Origin of the sequence: Brevibacillus massiliensis, from assembly GCF_000311785.1 — a bacterium.
Classification (GTDB): domain Bacteria; phylum Bacillota; class Bacilli; order Brevibacillales; family Brevibacillaceae; genus Brevibacillus_C; species Brevibacillus_C massiliensis.
The window spans coordinates 98,764-120,103 of the sequence record NZ_HE978540.1; the positions used below are offsets into that span (position 1 = coordinate 98,764).

20 protein-coding genes are annotated in these 21,340 nt (G+C 53.0%); 3 read left to right on the top strand and 17 right to left on the bottom strand.

Annotated features, from left to right (window positions below):
• Window positions 1–38: 38 nt before the first annotated feature.
• The 7 genes from HGBM_RS13065 to HGBM_RS13100 form a co-directional block, all read right to left on the bottom strand.
• Window positions 39–914 carry a branched-chain amino acid ABC transporter permease gene (locus HGBM_RS13065; RefSeq protein ID WP_019121557.1) on the bottom strand — a complete coding sequence of 292 codons (876 nt, stop codon included), beginning with the start codon at window positions 912–914 and terminating at the stop codon, window positions 39–41.
• 11 nt (window positions 915–925) lie between these two features.
• Complete coding sequence (locus tag HGBM_RS13070) at window positions 926–2,101, bottom strand: ABC transporter substrate-binding protein (RefSeq protein ID WP_081590176.1); 1,176 nt, start codon at window positions 2,099–2,101, stop codon at window positions 926–928.
• 101 nt (window positions 2,102–2,202) lie between these two features.
• Entirely contained in the window at window positions 2,203–3,021 is an 819-nt protein-coding gene (locus HGBM_RS13075; RefSeq protein WP_019121559.1) for an alpha/beta fold hydrolase, read from the bottom strand.
• Window positions 3,022–3,069: 48 nt separating this feature from the next.
• Window positions 3,070–4,311, bottom strand: a complete 1,242-nt coding sequence (locus HGBM_RS13080) for an FAD-dependent monooxygenase (RefSeq protein WP_019121560.1) — start codon at window positions 4,309–4,311, stop codon at window positions 3,070–3,072.
• A 767-nt stretch (window positions 4,312–5,078) separates the two neighbouring features.
• Entirely contained in the window at window positions 5,079–5,864 is a 786-nt protein-coding gene (locus tag HGBM_RS13085; protein ID WP_019121561.1) for an isochorismatase family protein, read from the bottom strand.
• Window positions 5,865–6,282: 418 nt separating this feature from the next.
• A complete protein-coding gene (locus HGBM_RS13090) occupies window positions 6,283–6,771 on the bottom strand; it encodes a DinB family protein (protein ID WP_019121562.1) in 489 nt (162 codons plus the stop codon).
• Window positions 6,772–7,025: 254 nt separating this feature from the next.
• Window positions 7,026–8,594, bottom strand: coding sequence for an acyl-CoA synthetase (locus HGBM_RS13100; RefSeq protein ID WP_019121563.1), 1,569 nt, complete (start codon window positions 8,592–8,594; stop codon window positions 7,026–7,028).
• Between the two features lie 199 nt (window positions 8,595–8,793).
• Here HGBM_RS13100 and HGBM_RS13105 point away from each other — a divergent pair, with 199 nt between their 5' ends.
• Window positions 8,794–9,414: a TetR/AcrR family transcriptional regulator gene (locus tag HGBM_RS13105; protein ID WP_019121564.1), complete on the top strand. Its 621-nt coding sequence runs from the start codon at window positions 8,794–8,796 to the stop codon at window positions 9,412–9,414.
• Window positions 9,411–9,752 carry a DMT family transporter gene (locus HGBM_RS13110; RefSeq protein ID WP_019121565.1) on the top strand — a complete coding sequence of 114 codons (342 nt, stop codon included), beginning with the start codon at window positions 9,411–9,413 and terminating at the stop codon, window positions 9,750–9,752. The genes HGBM_RS13105 and HGBM_RS13110 overlap by 4 nt, the downstream gene beginning before the upstream one ends.
• A 366-nt stretch (window positions 9,753–10,118) precedes the next feature.
• Here the strand turns inward: HGBM_RS13110 and HGBM_RS13115 are convergent, their stop codons facing one another.
• The 4 genes from HGBM_RS13115 to HGBM_RS13130 form a co-directional block, all read right to left on the bottom strand.
• Window positions 10,119–10,502, bottom strand: coding sequence for an OsmC family protein (locus HGBM_RS13115; RefSeq protein WP_019121566.1), 384 nt, complete (start codon window positions 10,500–10,502; stop codon window positions 10,119–10,121).
• A gap of 124 nt (window positions 10,503–10,626) precedes the next feature.
• Window positions 10,627–11,622 (bottom strand): P1 family peptidase, encoded by a 996-nt coding sequence (locus HGBM_RS13120; RefSeq protein WP_026074394.1) that lies wholly within the window; start codon window positions 11,620–11,622, stop codon window positions 10,627–10,629.
• 199 nt (window positions 11,623–11,821) lie between these two features.
• On the bottom strand, window positions 11,822–12,889 hold the full coding sequence (locus HGBM_RS13125) for a phosphodiester glycosidase family protein (protein WP_019121568.1): 1,068 nt from the start codon (window positions 12,887–12,889) through the stop codon (window positions 11,822–11,824).
• A complete protein-coding gene (locus HGBM_RS13130) occupies window positions 12,879–13,337 on the bottom strand; it encodes a hypothetical protein (RefSeq protein ID WP_019121569.1) in 459 nt (152 codons plus the stop codon). The genes HGBM_RS13125 and HGBM_RS13130 overlap by 11 nt, the downstream gene beginning before the upstream one ends.
• A 189-nt stretch (window positions 13,338–13,526) precedes the next feature.
• Between HGBM_RS13130 and HGBM_RS13135 the strand changes: the two genes are divergently transcribed.
• Window positions 13,527–13,913: a DUF3899 domain-containing protein gene (locus tag HGBM_RS13135; RefSeq protein ID WP_019121570.1), complete on the top strand. Its 387-nt coding sequence runs from the start codon at window positions 13,527–13,529 to the stop codon at window positions 13,911–13,913.
• Here the strand turns inward: HGBM_RS13135 and HGBM_RS13140 are convergent.
• Genes HGBM_RS13140 through HGBM_RS13165 form a run of 6 tightly spaced genes read right to left on the bottom strand, consistent with a single transcriptional unit; the run spans window position 13,910 to window position 21,304 of the window.
• Complete coding sequence (locus HGBM_RS13140; protein ID WP_019121571.1) at window positions 13,910–14,854, bottom strand: ABC transporter ATP-binding protein; 945 nt, start codon at window positions 14,852–14,854, stop codon at window positions 13,910–13,912. The two genes, HGBM_RS13135 and HGBM_RS13140, sit on opposite strands and share 4 nt — an antisense overlap.
• The gene (locus HGBM_RS13145) at window positions 14,854–15,867 is read right to left on the bottom strand and encodes an ABC transporter ATP-binding protein (RefSeq protein WP_019121572.1); all 1,014 of its coding nucleotides are present in this window, start codon (window positions 15,865–15,867) and stop codon (window positions 14,854–14,856) included. The genes HGBM_RS13140 and HGBM_RS13145 overlap by 1 nt, the downstream gene beginning before the upstream one ends.
• 12 nt (window positions 15,868–15,879) lie before the next feature.
• A complete protein-coding gene (locus HGBM_RS13150; RefSeq protein WP_019121573.1) occupies window positions 15,880–16,821 on the bottom strand; it encodes an ABC transporter permease in 942 nt (313 codons plus the stop codon).
• Between the two features lie 3 nt (window positions 16,822–16,824).
• Entirely contained in the window at window positions 16,825–17,757 is a 933-nt protein-coding gene (locus HGBM_RS13155; protein WP_019121574.1) for an ABC transporter permease, read from the bottom strand.
• A 19-nt stretch (window positions 17,758–17,776) separates the two neighbouring features.
• Complete coding sequence (pepV, locus tag HGBM_RS13160; RefSeq protein WP_019121575.1) at window positions 17,777–19,219, bottom strand: dipeptidase PepV; 1,443 nt, start codon at window positions 19,217–19,219, stop codon at window positions 17,777–17,779.
• Between the two features lie 12 nt (window positions 19,220–19,231).
• Window positions 19,232–21,304, bottom strand: a complete 2,073-nt coding sequence (locus tag HGBM_RS13165) for a sigma-54 interaction domain-containing protein (RefSeq protein WP_019121576.1) — start codon at window positions 21,302–21,304, stop codon at window positions 19,232–19,234.
• Window positions 21,305–21,340 lie beyond the last annotated feature (36 nt).

Sequence of the window (21,340 nt, forward strand, 5' to 3'; positions counted from 1 at the left end):
TACGATGATGGGTCCGTACGATTTGAGACGGTTTGACTTCAAGCGGTATCCCTCCGTTTCTTTATGCCCAGTATGCCGGCAGGACGTATTAACAACACCAGAATCAAAATCGCATACAAGATCAGATCGCGAAATTCCGAGCTGATCATCGTTCCGCCAAACGCCTCGATCAAACCGAGCAAGATGCCGCCAATGACGGCTCCCATGATATTGCCAAACCCGCCTAATACAGCCGCCGCAAACGCCTTGATGCCAATAATCCCCATATCATAGGAAACGTAATAGAGCGGGCCTAACAGGACACCTGCGACTCCGGTCAAGGCTCCGGCTACCAGAAAAATGAGCGCGATGTATTTGCGGTGATTCACCCCAAGCAACTGTGACATGACGCGATCGTCTGCAATGGCTCTCATCGCCTGGCCTATACGGGTAAATTTAAAAAACAGCTGAAACAAAATCATAATAGAAAGACTTAATAGAATAATCGAAAAACTGATCGCAGAAATCTTTGCGCTTCCCAACTGAACCTGCCCGGCAGATAAACTGCTTGGAAAACTCAAAGGCTCCGCTCCCCAGATCAATGAGCCGATTTGCGGCAAAATAATCATAATTCCGATGCTGGCAATCAAGACATGAATGCTTTGACCGCCGCGTTTTTGCACCGGATGAAACACAAGCACATTAGACAAGTATCCGACCAGACCAGCAATTGCCATGGTACACAACATGACCAGGTAAAAATTTTGGGTGCCATCGGTAATCAGACTGAACCCGACAAGCCCTCCGATCATGACAAACTCACCAGTGCCAATATTTAATACGCCCGACGAACGAAAGATAAGACTGAACGACATGGCAATTAAACTGTAAATGCATCCGACGGCGAGACCACTAACGAATATGTCAAAATACACCGTATCCCTCCTTAATACGAACCGGCTTGAAGGACTTTTTCCAATTTCAGCTGTCCGTTATCCCAATTCACGATGAAAATCGGTTTTGTTGCTGAACCGTCATCGTTAAAGGATGTGAGCCCTGAAGCTCCTTCATAGTTTTTGATGTTCAGCAGTTCCTTCTGCACCTCGTCTGGGGCGGCAGATCCCGCTTTTTCGATCGCGGTCTTCAGGATATAAACGGAGTCGTATCCATGCGCCTGATAAACGTTGGGCTCCAGGTTGAATTTGCTTTTCCATGCTTCGATAAAGGTTTTCGTTTTTTCACCAATATCGGTGTCGGAAAAATAGGCCGCACTGATCATCGTATGATTGGAAGCATCACCGGCGATCTCATAATACTGCGGACTGGAGATTGGGTTTGTGGCGATAAACGGTTTGTCGTAACCAAGCGCTCTGGCCTGTTTCGCGATCAATCCGCTGTCCGCCGCATAGCCAGATAAAAATATGTAGGCATTCGGGTTTGAACTGATGCCTTGGCTAATGTACGAATTAAAGTCTTTTGCGTCATTGGGATACTTGAATTCATGGACAATTTTCATGTCCAACTCCGCTGATTTCTCCCTAAAAGCTTTATAAACACTGGTGCCAAAAGCGTCATCCCGGATAAAAGCGATCACTTCTTTTACGCCCATCTCTTTCGCTGCATAGTAGGCGGCTGCCCAGCCAAACTGATTATTGTTGGCCAAATTCACAAAGAATCGCGGATTTTCGGATACGACTCCCGGATCTGACGCGATTGGTGACACGGCAATCATGTTGTTTTCCTTCACTTTGGCCACTTGTGACAAAGCAACCGCGCTGCTCGATCCGCTGATCACAAATTTGATATCCCGGTTGGCAAATTTGTCGATGGCCTGCTGCCCTTTAAACGGATTCCCTTCGTCGTCTTCCGATACCAGTTCTACTGTCTTCCCAAGAATTCCGCCGTTTTTGTTGATTTCATCGACAGCGTATTTTACCGCATCATACGCCGGTTTTCCGAAAGCGGCGGTTGCCCCGCTCAGCCCGCCGACATAACCCAAAGTCAACGTTCCTCCACCGCTTTTACTGCTTCCCGTTGATTCTGCAGAATTGTCCGTTCCGCAGCCTGTCAGAAGAAATGAAAGCAGTGACATCACTGACAACATTGATACTAATTTTTTCAATCATCCCAACCCCTTTATGACTGATTTTTTTCTACCGGTTTCATCACATAACTTCAAACGACACCACAAAAATACGTTCACTCACTTCCTTGATTAAACTGTTATTTCAGATGATCTCTGATGAAGGAGAGTATATAATCTGCTGTTTCCTGCGGTGCCTCCTTATATACCATGTGACCAACGCCGTTCACGACAACTGCCTGCAAACGAGGATTGAGAGACTTCAGCTCTGCAAGTTCATCGGGACGAATCGTATCTCCAAGTTCAGCGGCTAACAGCAGCATCGGACATGCTGTCAATTTTACATTGACCTGAAAAGGTTCTTTGATAAAGTTGTTGTATGATTCAATGATCGCTTCCTTGCTTACGTTCAGGTATTCGGTTATTCGTATCTTCAACTGTTCTTCATGAAAGTGCGGATAAAAAGCGCGAAATTTGTCCCATTCTTCTTCATCAGCCGCAGCTTTTTGTTCCAGAAACATGGAAAGAGAATTCGGGTAAACTTGTCTATGACCCGGACCGGTAACCGGTGGGTCGATGAGCACCATTCCGGAGATGAGAGATGAGTATGCGCTGCCAAAACCGGATGCAATTCTCGCACCCATGGAATGGCCGACGAGGAATGGAGCAGTCGGATTTCCGGTTAACGCATTCACCACATTTAATAGATCCTCAACGTAATCTTGCATACGGTATCCCTGTTTTGGCCAGCTGGATTTCCCACGCCCGCGAATATCCATTGACAAACAAAAGAGGTGATCAGGCATCCGCTTTAAAATTTCCGAAAATGACATACTGTAGCTTGTGATGCCCGGAAGAAAAATAACCGGCACCCCATTCCGATCGCCTTTGGTAAGTAAGTGAATATCCGCGTTAAGGCCGCTGACAAACATATGTCCGAAAAGTTCCTTATCGTCCACTCTGATGCCCCCCTATCGTGTACTGAAAATGATAAAAACTTACCAAACCTACAATTCCTTCATACTGACGCTCGAAGAGACCCCAAAACGCTGACGGCACGTGGTCGCGTCATATTCGTATACCCACTCGGCACTGATGCCGACCGCATGAGGATTTCGGGTCTGCCTTTCCCGTATGGCAAGATCCCGCCGACGTTGTTCCTCAGGTGAATCCAGGTGGTAGGTACGGCCTCTTTCGCGGGATTGCAGCTGTACGTCCCGCGTTCGATTGCGACGCTCCGCTTCATACGCGTCTAGTGCCAGGGTTACGTTCCCGCCAAAATAAACAAGAGCTTCGGAAAGGACATAAGCATCTTCTATCGCCATAGCAGCACCCTGAGACAAGTATGGAAGCATGGGATGTGCTGCGTCACCCAGGAGTGTGGCATGACCTCGGGACCAGCGTTCCATAGGATTTCGGTCATACAATCCCCACTTGAAAACCAGTGAATTATCTGTGCGTTCGAAAAGACGAATCAAATCAGAATGCCAACCATCGTACGCTTTCAATAGTTCTTCGGTCGAACTAGGCTCAGTCCATGATTCTTTCACCCATTCATCTGTCTCTTTGCAAGCGACAATATTGACTGCGCTGCCACCCTTGACGTAGTAGGTAACCACATGCGCTTTGGGACCAAACCAGAAGGTTGCCGCTGGCAGAACGAAAGGCAGCGGATGCTTGTCGACCGGGACAAGCGCACGCCAACACATGTGCCCGGTAAATGTCGGAGCATCCTTGCCCCACAAAGCCCCCCGGACAACAGAGCGTATTCCGTCCGCGCCAACAATCAGGTCACCCTCGAATTCATCTCCATTATCAAATACAGCAACTGCCTTATCCTCCCTTAGTTGAACATTTACACATTTGACATTAAAAGTAATGCACTCTTCCGGTAACCCTTCTGCCAAGATACTGTGCAGGTCAGCGCGGTGCACGTGATAGTACGCAGCACCAAAAAGCCTGACAAACGTATCCTTTAAGGGAGTTCGAAATAATTCCTCACCCGTCTCCCAACTGCGCCCCACCATCGCTTCCGGCAAGAAACCAACCTGCTGAATCTCGTTTTCAAGCCCGAGTGATTTCAATACCTTGACGGCATTAGGCGTCATTTGGATTCCGGCACCAACTTCCCTGAACTCCGCTGCTTGTTCAAACAATTGAAAAGAAATGCCACGCTGCCATAAAGCTCGCGCCAAAGCTACCCCGCCAATACCACCACCGATAATACCGACACGTAAAGACTTCTTCATCCCTTATCTCCCCCCGTTTTTTATAAAGCTAAAAGGAACCAACCATTGAAGTTACTCGTTCTAGTCAATTGGTATTATTCGTTCACCCCTATTTCAACATTTGGCTGACGAGTAGATTGCTTTACTACAAATCCCGACTATCGATTCCAAAAATGTCATATTTCACGAATGTACAATCGGGTATTTGAGTAAGTTTTGCATACCTTTTACAATAATTTGAAACATTTAAAACAAATAAAAGTTACCAAACATAATTATTTTTACTAATTTTCTTTTTTCTGATTATACTTTAATCCGAATTATCTGTCAATATGACCCTGATAGTCTCTATTCTAAATTTCGAAAGCCTGTAAAAACGGGGGATTATGGAAAAGGACAGCATTAAATTGGCAAATATGCGGAGAAATTGGCACAGGAAGCCGGCGGCGTAGAACCGCATTCCCATGCAAGGGGATTTGTCCTTCAAGTTTGGGCTGAAAGATAGAATTCTCAGGGAAGCAGAAAAAGGGGGAATGCAAAAAACAAGGGGAGAAACCGAAGCACGCTCTCGCGGAGGAGCAGCGCCAAGCCATTTTGGTTCTCTTCCAGGGCGAACGGGGTACAAAGGCTGTCATGATCATCCCTTTTATACGCCCGCTCCTCCAGGAAAGCCGCCTATGCAGCCGAGTTTGACTATGCGGTTGTAGAATGCACGAACCAAGGTATTCCTTGTCTTGGCGGCAGCCCAGGCAGCTTGGCACACTTTCAGGGGAAGATGTGAAACACCTTTACTTCGATTTTTTCAGTGATCCCGCTTCGTTCAGGCATTTCATCACTTTGTCCAACGTCATTACATCAGCGTAACGTGCATTTAAGTCAAGAAGGGTCGCTCTTTGAATCGATTCAGAACGGTCGCCGACAGCTTCTTCAGGAATGATGACACGATAACCGCGCTGCAATGCTTCCACTGCAGTTGCTCGGATGCTGCCGCTCGTCGTGGTTCCAGCCAATATGACCGTATCGATTTCTCTTTGCTGCAGAAACTCTTCTAGCGGAGAACAATAAAAATCGTTAATGTAAGCGGTTGCATTAATCATATCATACGTAAATTCATCTAATTTCGGATGAATTTTCACCCATGCTGTATTACGGTCAAGCAACTGTATGGAAGGAAATTTTTGTCCCCAAAGCTGTGAAAATCTATCTGCCGAGTCATAGATGGTCTTGCTAAAAACAACCGGAAAATGATTGGCAAGAGCAGTTTTGACCAGTTGTGTCACCGCTTCAATCTGCCCGTTTAACTGAATGGATAATTTCGAATTTGGATCCGTAAAAGCCAAAGTCATGTCACGAACAAGCACAGCCGGTTTACCGCCAAATCCGATTTGTCCTGAGAACCCCTGCTGTGAATACAGATGCTGTATTTCGTCTAAAATGTACCTGCGTTGCCCCCCAGGTGTATAAATCACACTCAATCCGTATCCTTCCACAACACCGTCATGTTCCAGTCTGCGCAGCGTACTGGCTGAAATCCCAAGAAGTTTGGCTGCCTCTGAAATATTTAACAACTTCATTTTGAAATACCCTCCCCGAATATTTGCACATGAATAAAAATCAAACGATTCTGTAGGTTTGATAAGTTTCATCAACTAAGAAATATTATATATTATTTGACGCTTACCTGCCAAACGACCGATTTTTATACGCAGCGACCGGATTTTCAGTTGCTCCATACAAGCGGATATGCCGTCGAAAGCCTTTTGTATGGGGGACAAGTATGGTAGGCTTGGACACAAGGCGATGGGCCAATGTTGAGGGCCGCAAGCTCCTGGCGCAATACATTTGCAAAAAACGCAAACAAATCAGAAAAACAAACCCCCAGCTACTGACTAGGGGGTAAGCATTCATCGTTCTACATGATTGGGGTTGTTTTTTCGATGCAAAAAGGGCGAAGCCTTTTTGTGCATTCGCCCCCAAAGTTCAGTCAAAGACTCATTGTTCCCATGCTTCCCACGAACCTTGTTCCTTCCGAATATGGACGATCTGTCCAATGTGATATGCGTTATGGATTGCCAAGTGTGCTAATGACATCCACCATACTTCGTCTCTATCTGGGTGAGTTGGACTGTCCAATTTTGAATCATCATAGTTCATGATGGCTTGTTCCCATTGGGCAAGTACGTTGTCCAATTTCATTTGCAGCTCATCCCAGCTTGCAGACATCTCGTTACTCTGAAACGTCTCGGAATTGGAGATTTCAAGCGGAGGCAAATTGCCTTCATGAAAACGTTGCAGATAACGTTCATTCCAAAATACAAGGTGGTGAACGATACCATAAATTGAATTTGAAGAACCTTTACCTCCTTGGACCGCCTGTTCCGCTGTTACGCCTCGCAAGGCAACTTTCAACGGAGCAAACCATCCATCCTGATTATGACAAGCGCGCAACTGTGTAACCAAAACTTCCTTACGAGTTGACATTTCTCTACCCTCCAATACATATTGCAGATTCCTGTCCGTCCTTGCCGATCCCTCGTTGTTTCGCTACACCGCCACGTTTTCTTGGTCACAGGTTTTCAACCTTTGTCGGACTCCGGGAAGGCGGTTTCGTCCGATTCCACAATCCCGTTCAGGACTTTGACCTTAGAGATGACGCCCATGCTTGCCCCACCACACCATGAACCCGGGAGGCTTTTCTGTCCCCGGTATCTTGTTCTTCCCCGGCGTGAGAAAACTCACTCGGCTGCGAGTGACTGATACTGCACGCGAAGCTCCCGTTTCAGAATTTTGCCGCTCGGATTGCGCGGCAGATTGTCGGCGATGACGACGTACTTGGGAGATTTAAACGAGGACAAATGCTCCTTGCAAAACTGCAGGATGTCGTCCGGTGCGAGCGTCTCGCCCGATTTGGGCACGACGACGGCGGTGACCGCTTCAATCCAGTAGGGATGGGGGACGCCGATCACCGCCACCTCCGATACTTTGGGATGCTGATAGATCAGCTCCTCCACTTCCCGGCTGGCGACGTTTTCCCCGCCCGATTTGATCAGGTCTTTCTTGCGATCCACGACGGTGATGTACCCTTCCTCATCCATGATGCCCAGGTCGCCGCTGTGAAACCATCCGCCGTGAAAAGCCGCTGCCGTCTTTTCCTCATCCCTGTAGTACCCCAGCATGGCGTGACTTGTACGGTGCACGATCTCGCCAATCTGGCCGCGGGGCACCTCGTCTCCGTTGTCATCGACGATTTTGGTCTCCACATTCAGGCCGGGTTTTCCCGCCGAGCCCGCTTTTCTAAGCTGGTCTTCCGGTTTGAGCACCGTCGCCAGCGGAGCCACCTCGGTCTGCCCGTAAAAATTCCAGAAGCGTGCTGCCGGCAGCCGCAGGTTGCATTCCCGCAGCACCTCGACGGGCATGATTGCCGCCCCGTAGTAGCATTTTTGCAGGGATGAGAGGTCTCGCCGGTCGAAGTCGGGAGATCGCAGCAGGGAGATCCAGACGGTCGGCGGGCAGAACAGCTGTGTCACCCGATGCGTCTCGATCGTCTCCAGAATCGTGGCAGGCGCCGCTTGTTCCAGGATGATGCCGCTCGCCCCCAGGTAGATGTACGGCCCCAAAAAGCAGTGAAGCTGGGCAGAGTGAAACAAGGGAAGCGCATGGATCGCCACATCGTCACTGGTCATGCCGCCGTCGATTATGGTACTGACGTACTCGCTGATCACGTTTTTATGGGTGAGCATGACTCCTTTTGGCCTGGATTCGGTGCCGCTCGTATACAAGATGTGAACGACGTCGTCATCCCAGAGATCCACTTCCGGTTCTGCCAGCCCAGCCCCGCTGATCAGCTCGTGAAACGGAACCCACTCCCCGATTTGTGCCGAAGGTCTGGAAATGAGCGACTTCAGCCGCAGCGTACAGCCCGATTTGGGGACGGCTTGCTCGGCAATCGGCTGAAACTCCGGCGACACGAAGAGAGCGCTTACATCTGCGTGGTTGAGAATAAACGCCACGTCGTCTGCATTGAGCATGTAGTTGATCGGCACCATGATCCCACCAGACTTGGCCAATGCGAAATTGAGAATGGCAAAATCGAGCGAATTGCGGGAGAGGACAGCCGCCCGGTCTCCTTTTTTCAGCCCCTGGGCCAGGATCGCGTTCGCCGCCTGGTTGACCGTATCATCCAACTGCCGGTAGGACAAGACCTCTTCCTCAAATCTCAGCGCCGTCTTGTCCGGATTGCGCGCCCTGCTCCGGCGCAAAATATCGCCAAGCGTATTTCTTCTGGCCCGGTTCAAATCACTCATTCCCACAATCCCCCCATCAAGCGAGTATTCTGTCTCTATTATACATGCTATTCGATGGAATCGTTTTTAAATTTAGAAATCTCTGCTGGTTGACATGCTTTTCAAACCGGAACCATAGCGTCAATTTGTCCAGCTCAGCAAGATTGGCTGTTCGCCAGCCCTTCAATCGAGTCTCGGCTCACTCAGGGGGAGGAAAGAATTGACGACTATACCGTCCGGACGGTATAGTAAAGAAAAACAAGAGTGGAAACGGAAGGCGGAAAGAAGCGTGGGAGCTGCAAAAACAACCCGCGAAGCGATTCTTGAAGCAGCTTATGCCTTGATCCAAAACGAGGGGATCGGCCGTTTGACGCTGGATGCGGTTGCCGAGCAAGCGAAAATAAGCAAAGGCGGGCTGCTGTATCACTTTCCCTCAAAAGAAGCTTTGATAGAGGGAATGATCGACCATCTGTTTAAGGACTTTCATCAGCAAATAGAGAATGACATCTCCATGGAACCCTGCTCCCCGGGGAAGTGGGCGCGCGCCTACGTCCGCACCGCCTTCCTCAGTACCGAGCAGGAATTGAAGATCAGCGTCGGCTTGCTGGCCGCGCTGGTAAACAAGCCGGAACTGTTGGAGCCTGTCCGCCGTTACTATGAGGGCTGGCAGGAACGGCTAGAACGAGACGGGATTGACCCTGGAGCAGCGACGATCTGCCGGCTTGCCGCTGACGGTTTGTGGTTTGCCGAGATGTTTGGGCTGGCTCCGCTGGCAAACCGCGAGCTGCGGGAGCGCGTACAGCATTTGTTGATCAGCATGTCAAAGGGGGAAGCGAGATGAAATTCGTCTACTTGATATCGGCCATACTCCTGGAGATTACCGCAACCACGGCGCTGAAATTATCCGACGGGTTTACCAGATGGCTTCCCAGCACGGTCGTGGTCATCGGATACGCCGCTTCTTTTTACGTCCTGTCTCTCGCATTGAAATACCTGCCGCTCGGTACCGCTTACGCCATTTGGTCCGGAGTGGGCACCGCCCTCACAGTGGTCATCGGCATCATTCTCTGGAAAGAATCGGTCAGCCCTGTCAGGCTGCTGGCGATCGCCATCATTATTGTGGGCGTAGTCCTGCTCAACCTGGCGGAGAGTCCGGCCCGCCAAAACCTTTCCCAATAGCTTGCGGATATGCAGGGGTGAAAGCGCCCGAGCCCATGCCGCTCCCGGCGTCTGTCACGACTGCATTTTGTCCTGTTTGAGACATGCTGATTCACTCCTCGTCACTTGATTTTCCAGTAAATTGTCAACCATTCGTCTGTAATACTTCAGCAGATCATGCAGTTCCTCGGCGGAAAAACCTGCCCATAGGATGTTCGTCAGGGCGAGGTACTTTTGACTAATAATCCTCTCCAGCACCTGCGAACCGGAGCGGGGTGATCTGCCGCTTCGTCAAGCTCCCCGTCATCCACCTGCTATTCTCCCGCCTGGCCGCAAAAAAATAGTCCCCCTTGCTAAAACAAGGAGGACCCATCCGGCGCTATTCTCTTACTGGATCAACTCAAACGACTCCGTAATCTCAATGCTGTCTTTCACGGATTGGACCATCGGGCAATTCTTTCGGGCCAGGGCGATGGCCTTTTCCACTTTTTCCTGCTGAAGCCCCTCTCCCTTGATGACAAAATGCATGTGGATCTTCTCGATGCGATTCGCTTCCTGCTCGTTCCGTTCGACCTGTACGGACACTTTCAAATCTTCGCAGTTCATCCGCATTTTTCCCAGGACTTTGTTCAAAACGCTGCTGCTGCAAGCGGCAATGGAAGAAACCATCAGCTGGTAGGGACGAAATCCGTAGCTTTCATCGCCCGATATCTTCAATTGGCCATATGCAAAATTGGCAATAAAACCGTTTTCCTTCATCTGCAATTCCATTGATACCCACTCCCTTCCCCATCATTGTAATACGATTCGCAGCCATTTTCAGCTTTCAAGCCGGCTGCGGCCAGAAAGCAAATGGACACCGGGCAAAAAGCCCAGTTTTACTTTTCCAGCTTTTTCACATGGATTTAGCCTGTTTTTGCAGATCGCGGTAAGCCGGCACCCCGCCTGCCGCTTCGGCAGAACGGATCGCATTTGCGACCGCCTCTGCCAAGACGACCGCCGACAGCGTTCCGACAAGGTCGACGGAAGCGTCCACTCCACCCGTAGCCAGGGCAAAAATCGTGTCGCCGTCGCTCATCGTATGCACCGGAAAGATGCTGCGGGCCAAGCCGTCGTGGGCCATTTGCGCCACTTTGTTCGCCTGTGTCTTGTTCAGGTTTGCGTTGCTTGCCACTGCCGCGATCGTCGTATTCGTCCCCGGTCGCACTTGCGGAGAACTCTGCTCGATCATCCAGGAAAGGGCGTCGCGGATCTTTCCACTGTCGTCCCTGGCACCTGCCAGGATCTCCCCTGTATGGGGATCGCGCACTTCTCCGACCGCGTTGACGGCGACGATCGCCCCGACGACCAATCCGCCGGGCAGGCGGATCGACGCGGAACCGAGTCCGCCCTTCATCGCCCGTTTCATGCCGGCCAGTTTGCCGACCGTCGCTCCCGTGCCAGCCCCGACATTGCCTTGTGGGACCGGTTTTTTGCTCGCATTTTTTGCCGCATTGTACCCCATCTGCGCATCGGGACGCACCTTTGCGCTGCCGATGGACAGATCGAACAGCACCGCAGCCGGGACGATCGGAACGACACCCACTCCGACCTCAAATCCCATCCCCTGCTCCTCCAGGTAGCGCATGACCCCCGTCGCCGAATCCAGGCCGTAAGCGCTCCCGCCCGTCAGACAGATGGCATTTACCCGGTCCACTTGGTTGATCGGATTGAGCAGGTCCGTTTCCCGGGTCCCCGGTGCCGATCCCCGCACGTCCACGCCGCAGGGCGCTGCCTTTTCCAGCACGATCACCGTGCAGCCGGTCAGCGCTTTGTCATCCTGTACATGTCCCACTTTGATACCTGGCACATCGACTATCGTACCATTTGGCTTAAGTACTGTTTCCGTCACTTTTTCACCGCCATCCCCTCTGCCTGCATCCGTCTCCTCCCGCCATATGATTCCCACCTTTTCCTCCAGGAGTTCAAAAAGTAATCGCCATAATATTCATTACATATTCTATGCTGCAAGTAGACGCTAAATAAATGGGAGCACCCCTTCCCAACAAGAAACCCGGCTTCGCTCCGAAACCGGGTACGTTATTTTTAATTCATGGCAGGATCACAATGTTGCTGGTTACAGGACGCTCGCGTCCATCAGAAGGGCGGTTGAGTATTTTGCCGTTGTAGTAGAAGGCACTGGAACCGCCGCCATCCAGGTTATACGCATCCCGGACTTTGAATTCAAGCAGTTTCGCCTGCGCTTCCTCCAGCGTGACGCCGTTGCTCCACCCTTTGCGCCTGCCGTCGATGACGATGAACAGCAAGTCGCCGTTGGAAAAATGGCCAATCATGGTGCGCGGCTGCCGCGTGTTCGCCCACGCCTTCGGAATCGCTGCCTTTTTCCCGTTTTGCAGGAGTGTCGGCAGGAAGCTGGCTCCCTGGAGCACGTTCATCTTCTCGAGCTGTTCCTTGGAAGTGACTTTGCCGCCGACGAGGCGGCCGCTTTTGTTAAAGCCGACGAACGACAAGTCGTTGTTGGTCGAAAACGCTTTGATCTCTCCGTCGACTACCGTGGTGCCAAGCACCGCCAGCTTTCCGTTCACATTGTAAAAACCGCCGGCGTTTACAGCCAGGATCGCATTTTTGCGTTTGGCGGCGTGACTGGTTGTCTCGCCATTGCTGACCACTTGATCGTTGGCCAGGACGACTTTCAGCGCGTTCGGATTGTTCAGCCGCACTTTTGCCATATAGCCGCGGTAGCCCGCCTCTTCCAGCGAATAGACCTTCACCGTCGCGTTCTTGCCGAAGGTTTGTCCGATCGGGTTGCCCAGCATGCTCGTCAAAAGCTGGTCGAGCACGTCGGCCGATTTTTGCACCGACTCTTTGCTGCTCGAGACGAGCTGGCTGAGCGATTTGTCGTGCTGCTCATACGCTTGTTTTTCCTGCTTGGCTGCCTCTTGTATCTCCTGGGCCAATTTGCTGGATTCATCGATGACTTGTTTGGTCTGTTCGACTTCATCCTGGACTTGACTTATCTGCGCTGCGGTTTCCTTCAGGGGCAGCTGCAGCCTTGCCGATTCAAAGCTCATCACCGGATTGGACTGCGCAAAGGTGGCGAAGAAACCGACCGCCGGAGCAAGCAGGAAGAGCAAAACCAGCTGTCCCTTACCAAGCACTGGCTGCATCCTCCAGCTTTTTCAGCGAGCCTTTCAGCTCGGTCAGCTGTTTGTTCAATTCGTCTATGCGCTTCTGCAGTGACTGCTTGGTCTGATCGGTCCCGTGGAGCGCTTCGCCTGTCATCGTCAGATCCTCTTTCAGCGATCCCACCTGCGTTTTGATCGCCGCCAGCTCGTCCTGCACTTTTTGCAAATCGCTTCGTACGTTTTCGACCTGTTTCGTGTTGTGCAGCTCTACTTCCTTCACCTTTTGATCGATGTAGGCATGGCTTCGCTCTATGTACAGGTTGGCCAGGGCAACGCCGCTGCACAACAGAGCGGCCCACACAACAAACGAAATGATCGCTGCGGTTTTGTCGTCTTTTCTGCGCTTTCGCTGCTTCTTCTCGACGATTGGGGGCAGTGCGGTTGCAGAATCTGCCTCCATCGGTGTCATCTGTCTGTTCATGCTAAATCCCCTCCCCACTCACCTTCTACGCATTATACCATCTCTCGCAAAAAGTGCGGCAAAAATCGACAAAACTTTCTTTTGCGAATCTGGTAGTCTTGCAGGCAAAAACCTCCTTTCGGTTGCCTGAAAGGAGGTTTTTGTCATACGCTTATCCATGTAGAAATTTTGTCAACCAAGGGGGACGTCATGAGACCCAGTAAAACAGCGCCCGTTGTCCTCACACTTGCCGTCCTGCTCGTCCTGACGCTTACATCCGGCTCCCGACCAGGCGGACTGCTGCCGTTAATCAATAAAACGTTTCTGCTCGGTCTGCTGCTGCTCGTGGCGGGCGGCTTGATCGTGGTGGCGAACTCGGGCTTTTTCACCTTGTTCGCCCAGGGCTTTCGGCAAATCGCCCGCCTGTTCTTTCGCAAGCCGCGCGTCATGGAGAGCGATTTTTTTGCCGACGACCCAGCAAGCGAATTCATCCAGCACTTGAAAAGCCAGGCAGCCTTCTGGGCCATTTCTTCCGGGCTTACCCTGGCCGTCTGTTCCGTCTTGTTGACGTTCTATTACTATGCTTTTGCGATCTAGTAGAGATGGCAGGCGACCCAGTGCCCCGGCTGGGCTTCCTTCCACTCCGGTTCAACCGCACGGCACTGCTCCGTCGCATGCGGACAGCGCGTCTGAAAGCGGCATCCGCTGGGCAGGTTGGCCGGACTGGGCAGTTCCCCGCGAAGGACGATCCGCTCTTTTTTCACCATCGGATCGGGGATGGGGATGGCTGACAGCAGCGCCTGCGTATATGGATGGAGCGGCTTGTCGTACAGTTCGATGCTCTCGGCCAGCTCTACTATCTTTCCGAGATACATGACTCCGATCCGGTTGGAAATATGCTTGACCATCGACAAGTCGTGAGCGATGAACAGATAGGTGAGTCCCTTTTCCTTCTGGAGATCTTCCAGCAGGTTTACGATCTGGGCCTGGATCGACACATCGAGCGCAGAAATCGGCTCGTCTGCGATGATAAACTCCGGATCTACCGCCAGCGCCCGGGCGATGCCGATCCGCTGCCGCTGGCCGCCGCTGAATTCATGGGGAAAGCGTTTGGCGTGTTCCGGACGCAGTCCGACCAGTTCCAGCAGCTCGGCAACCCGCTCGGCCCGGTTCTGCTGATACAAGCTGTGAATGTCCAATCCTTCGGCGATGATCTCCCCGACAATCATGCGGGGATTGAGACTCGCCTGCGGGTCCTGGAAAATCATCTGGACATCCCGGTTAAACTGCCTCCCTTCTTTGCGGGAGAGCGTGTGAACGTTTTTCCCTTTAAACAAGACCTCTCCGTCGTTGCGGTCGTAGATGCGGATCAGCGTTCGTCCCAACGTGGATTTGCCGCAGCCGCTCTCGCCGACCAGCCCCAGGGTTTCGCCCTTTTGAATGGTGAACGAGACGCCATCCACCGCCTTGAGCACGAGCCCGTCGCCAATCGTAAAGTGTTTTTTCAAATTGTTTACTTCAACCAAATTCTCTGCCATTAGACCTGCCTCCCCGCTGCGACCAGTTCGTCGATTTTCGGCGCCCGTTCATCGTGCAGCCAGCATGCCGCTTTATGTCCATCGGCAAAATCGGTGGCCTCCGGCATCTGCCGCTGGCAAATCTCCATGGCGTAGTCACAGCGGGCAGCAAACGGACAGCCGTGCGGCGGATTGAACAAATCCGGCGGCGCTCCCTCGATCGGCACCAGCCGTTCTTTGGCTCCGTCGATGCGCGGCATCGACTTCATCAGCCCCCACGTGTACGGATGCTTCGGCCGGGCGAATATTTCTTCTACCGGTCCTGTCTCCACCACGATCCCCGCATACATGACGACTGCGCGCTGGGCTGCCTCGGCGACCACGCCCAGATCGTGGGTGATCAGCACGATGGCCAGGTTGTTTTGTTGCTGTAAATCCCTCATCAAATCAAGAATTTGGGCTTGCACCGTCACGTCGAGCGCGGTGGTCGGCTCATCGGCGATCACCAGCTCCGGACTGCAAGCCAGGGCAATCGCGATGACGACGCGCTGCCGCATGCCTCCGCTGAACTCGTGCGGATACTGTTCGGCGCGTTTCGCCGCGTCGGGAATCCCGACCAGCTTCAACATTTCAACCGCTTTTTGCTTTGCTTCCTGTTTGCCCAGATTTCGATGGCGGATCAACCCTTCGGCGATCTGGGAGCCTACCTTCATCGTCGGATTAAGCGCGGTCATGGGATCCTGAAAGACCATCCCGATCTGGGTGCCGCGGATTCGATGCAGTTCCTCCTTGGACATAGCAGTGATTTCCTGGCCGTTGAAGCGAATGCTGCCATCCACGATGCGTCCCGGCGGACTGGGAATGAGGCCCATGATCGCCTGGGCCGTAACGCTTTTCCCGCAGCCGCTCTCGCCCACAATGGCCACTGTCTCTCCCTTGTCGACGTGGAAGGTGACTCCGCGGACAGCTTTTACCTCGCCGCCAAATGTCTTGAAGTTCACTTTGAGATTTTCCACTTGCAGTAAATGTTCCACTGTCATCCCCTCCTAATCGCGCAGCCGCGGATCCAACGCGTCCTGCAGTCCGTCGCCAAACACGTTAAAGGCAAACATCGTCAGCGAGATCATCAGTCCCGGGAAAAACAATCTCCACCAATCGCCGGTCAGGATTACCCCCAAGGCATCGTTCGTCATCGTTCCCCAACTGGCGACGGGAGCTTGTACACCCAGCCCGAGGAAGCTCAAAAAAGACTCGGAGAAGATGGCAGACGGAATCGTAAATGTCAGATTGACGATAATCACCCCGATCGTATTCGGGATCAAGTGCTTTAAGAGAATCCGCGTGAACGACGCCCCCAGCACTTGCGACGCCAGGATGAAGTCCTGCGACTTGAGCTGCAGAATCTGCCCTCGCACCAACCGGGCCATCCCGACCCAGCCGGTAGCCGACAGCGCGAGGATAATGGTCAAGAGGCCCGGCTCCATCACGACCATCAACAGGATCACCACCAGCAGGTACGGGAGTCCGTACAGGATCTCGATGACCCGCATGATCAGCGTGTCGATGCGGTCCCCTTTTTTGCCGCGGCCGGCCCAGTACCCGGCGATTCCGCCGACAGTAACCCCAATGACCAAATCGATCAGGGCGGCTACAACCCCGATGGTCAGGGAAATGCGTGCGCCGTACCACGTGCGGGCAAACATGTCGCGGCCCAGGTCATCCGTGCCAAACCAGTGTTCCGCTGAAACAGGCTGGTTGGTGTCGAGCAGGCTCTGCTCGGAGTAACTGTAGGGAGTGAGATGAGGACCGATAATCGCCATCACCACCATCAGTACGATCAGCAGAAAACCGGCCATCGCCAGTTTGTTTTTGATCAGCTTGCGAACGACTTCCTGAAAGTACGTGAGACTTGGCCGCTCTGCCAGCGGCACCACCTGCTGCTTGGTCAACGGCCGAAACAACGCATCTGTATTTTGATCAGCGGCCATCCCTTATCCCTCCCTGCTGCTAAGCTTGATACGCGGATCAATGAGCGTATAAGCGATGTCAATAATCAGTATCGTGGTGATTAAAATCGTGCTGTAGAAGATGGTCGTTCCCAAAATGACCGGATAATCACGGTTGAAGATGCCGTCGACAAAGTATTTTCCGATGCCGGGAACCGCGAAGATCTTTTCCACGACGAACGTCCCGGTGATCAAGGAGGCGATCAGCGGCCCCAAAAAGGTGACGACCGGCAGGATCGCGTTGCGGATACCGTGCCTGATCACCACCAAAGCGGTGGGGATTCCTTTCGCCTCGGCCGTGCGGATGTAGTTTTGATTCATCACCTCAATCATGCTGCTGCGCATGTAGCGGGTGATGATCGCCAATGGGCTGAAGGCGAGGGCCAGCGAAGGCAGCACGGTATGCATCCAGGTCCCCCACGTCGCCACCGGAAACAGCGGTATTTTGATCGCCAGGAAGTTGATCAAGAGCGGCGCCATGAGGAAACTGGGGATGGCAATCCCCACAACGGCCAGGCCGAGAAACAGGTAATCGGGCCACTTGTTGCGGTTTAGCGCAGCGATTATGCCGAACAAAATGCCAAAGCAAAGCGCGATTACAATCGCCTGCAAGCCGAGCGTGGCCGAGGCGGAAAAGCCGTCGCCAATCATGTCGTTGACGCTGCGGGTATCCGATTTGAGCGACGGGCCCAAATCGAACGACAGCAGATTTTTCAAATAGATTCCGTACTGTACCGGGAGCGGTTGATCGAGATGGTACTTCGCCTGCAGGTTGGCCAAAACTTGCGGCGGCAATCGGTCCGACTCGGAGGCGAACGGATCGCCGGGAATCAGGTGCATGACCGCAAATGTCAAAGTCACTATGATCCAGAGCGTAAGTATCATCATCAAGAATCGCTTGAATAAATATCGAGCCATCACATTTCCCCCTTCTTTGTCACTTCGCCAGTTCGTATATCGCTTGTGCGTAGATGGCCATTGCCGCAATCAAATCGTTGATCTCCGCATATTCGTCTTTCATGTGGGCAGTCGCCTCTTTTCCGGGGAAAACGGGGCCGAATGCCACACCGGCTTTCAGCGTCTTGGCGTAAGTCGCTCCACCGGTAGACAGCAGGGTCGCCGGCAGGCCGGTCTGCTCTTCGTATACTTTTTGCAGCGTCAGGACGCAGGGATGGTCCTTCGGAACGTAGTGCCCGCTTGAGGTGCGCAGCCGGTCGATCTTCCACCCCAATGAAGCGACCGCCTGCCGCAGCCTCTGCACGCATTCATCGGCGTTGACTGTCGCGGGGTAGCGGATGTTCAGGTGTACCGACGCCCCTTCATCCTGCTTGTACGTCAAAATTCCGGCATTGACCGTCAGTTTTCCGGTCGCCTCGTCCTCGCAAGCGATGCCGAGCTTCGCGCCGAAGTAATCCTCGTAGAGGACGGCCGAAAGCAGCTCCAGAAAGCGTCTGTCATCTCCGCCGAACGGCTGGCCGGCCAAAAAACGGGCCAGGAGCAGTCCGGCGTTCCTTCCTTCGCACGGCTCCATGCCGTGGGCTGCTTGTCCGTCCAGTCTCAGTACGAGTCCGCGCCCATCCTGCCGTTCAGCACGTCCCGAAACCCCCTGCCGAGCGAGGAACTCCTGGTAGTCGCTGACGAGCCCTTCCACAAGAGAGTCATCGCCTGCTTCGGCGGCAAGCACGATCGCCGCTTCAGCGCGGTCAGGCACCATGTTGCCCCGCTCGCCCGCTTGAAAGGAACGCAGCAGCCACCTGGCCGGGGCAGGGTCGCACTTCGCGCCGGCGGCCCGCTCGTCCAAGCGCAGCAGCGGATTGATTTGCCCTTTTTCCGCGTGAATGATCGGAAAAGAAGCGTCCGGCGAAAACCCGATTTCGGGAATCGGTTCCAACTCCGCATACCGCTTCATGCACAGCCAGCCGCTTTCCTCATCCGTGCCGATAATAAAGCGCACCCGCTTGGAGAGCGGCAGGCCGGAATCGCGAACCATCCGAAACGCGAAATAAGCGGCCAACGCCGGTCCTTTATCGTCGATGGCGCCGCGCGCAAAGATCTTGCCGTCGCGGATATCCGGGGAGAACGGCGGCGTCGTCCAGCCTTCGCCGGCCGGTACCACGTCGACATGGACCAGCACTGCTACTTCCTCCCCTTGGCCGAACTCGATATAGCCGGCATAGCCTTCCAGATTCCTCGTGCGAAATCCGTCCTGCTCGCCTAAGGCCAGCATGTACTCGAGCGCTTCCGCCACGCCTTGGCCAAATGGCTTCCCCTCGCCTGCAGTCGACATGTCCTCGACGCTGTCAATCGCCAAAAATTCTTTCAACTTGGCCACAAACACGGCTTGCTGCCGTTTGGCTTGTTCCATCCAATCGTTGCTCAACCGTCCCACATCCTATCTGTGAGTATCTAAAAACCGCAGAAATTCTCTGCCTTTTGCCGTGATGCTGCTTCCCTGCCTGCCCCTGCCCACTTTGATCATCCCGTCGGACTGCAGGATCTTCAGGCGATAGCGAAGCTGTTGTTCGGTGATCGCCAGGCTGCCGGCATGCAGCCTGGCCAGAATCGAGTGGCGGCCGCCGTCCCCGGACAGTTCATCCAAAACGCTCAGAATCGCCTGCATCTCCGCCAAAAATCCCCTGCTTTGATAAGCGAAGCGCCTGACGGAAAACTCCGGATCATCTTCCGCATCGGCAAGCTGGGGAAACGATCCATTTTGAAAGAAGGGAAGATGATAGGGGTACATGACATCTTCGACGACGTGGGCCAGGTATTCGATGACGTTTTCCAATTCGCGGATGTTGCCCGGCCAATCGTATTCAAGCAGTTCCCGCAATCCTTCCGGCGAAATGGTGAACTTGGGGCGGCGCAAATAGGCGCAGTACTTGGTGATAAACAGCTGTGCCAGTTGGGGAATGTCTTCCTTTCGCTTGCGCAGCGGCGGCAGGTGAATCGGGAGGATGTTCAGACGATAGTAAAGATCGGCCCGGAATGTTCCATCCTCTACCTTCTGCAGCAGATTTTGATTGGTCGCTGCGATGACCCGTATATCGATGGGGATCACTTGTGTGCCGCCCACCCGCCTGAGCTGCCGTTCCTGCAGGACCCGCAGCAGCCTGTTCTGGATCAGCCAGGTGGCATCGCCGATCTCGTCCAGGAAGATCGTTCCCTTGTGCGCCTGTTCAAACCAGCCGATGTGACCGCCTTTTCGCGCTCCGGTAAAGGCCCCTTCTTCATATCCAAACAACTCGCTCTCCAGCAGCGACTCGGTGATCGCGGCGAAATTAACGCCGACAAACGGCTCCTTGCGCCGCTTGGACGCATTGTGGATCGCCTGTGCCAGCAGTTCTTTGCCGGTGCCCGACTCCCCCAACAGCAGCACGGTGGAGTGGCTGCGAGCCACCTTCTTGGCGATCTGCAGCACTTTTTGAAAGGTGCTGCACTGTCCGTGGATATCGTCAAAGGTGTACTTGGCGACCAGCCCGTTGCTGGTCATGCGCATCCGGTAATCGTGTTCCAGCTTTTGGATCTCGTCTGCCTTGCGAAACAAAATGACCGTGCCAAACAGCTGTCCTTCGAGGAGAATCTGCATTTTTCGCAGAAAATAGGTGCTGCCTCGCCAGTCCAACATATGCTCTTCGTGATTTGGCAGCGTGGAGACGAGCTGGTACAGATCAGCGGGCAAGCATTCGGCCGCCGTCCTGCCTGTCAGTGCCATGCCGTTTAAATGAAGGGTTTCCGTCGCCTTATGATTGATAAATTGGATGATTTCTGCGTGATCGAGTGCAATGACGGCATCTTCAATCCGATCGACAATCGCACTGAGGTAATTTTGGAGGATAGAGGCCCGCTGAATTTCATTGCTTAGTTCCTTTGATATATACACCAAAGATTGAATAAACCTGCCTGTCACCTTCAGCAGGTTGCGGCTTTCAAAACGAAAATGGGCGTATATCTCGACCCAGGTCGACAAGTCGACTGCCCGCGGGCCGATGTCAACAACCTTGCGAATTCCCGGCGGAACGTATTTTGCCTCGCCAGGTGTGACAGCGATCTGGATGTCTTCCGGATACGACGCTCCGGGGTAGTACGGATAGAAGTCCAGACCCATTCCCGCTTCGTTTAACTGAAACACCGCTTCTTCGGCTGTCTCTTTCCTGTCGCTGACCAGAAGGACCCTGGTTCCTCTGGGGATTTCCAACATTCCGCGGATGTTCAGGTACTGAACCGTCCGTTTGGCGATGATCACCTTGACCCCTGCCGGGATATAGGGTTGAACCATCGGTTCGATTATTTCAGTCGACAGAACGACCAGCGACCCCTGTGGAATCGGATGGATGGCAAGCTGCTGGATCGTGCGAGCCTCAATGTGAAAGTCTCGGGATACGCCTAAATCCCGCGCTTGTTCTATCAGCAGCAGCAGAGTCTCTTCCATTAAAGCGACAAACGTAATGACTTTTTGCTCCATCCAATCATCTCCATAAAATGGAAGAAGAGGGTACAA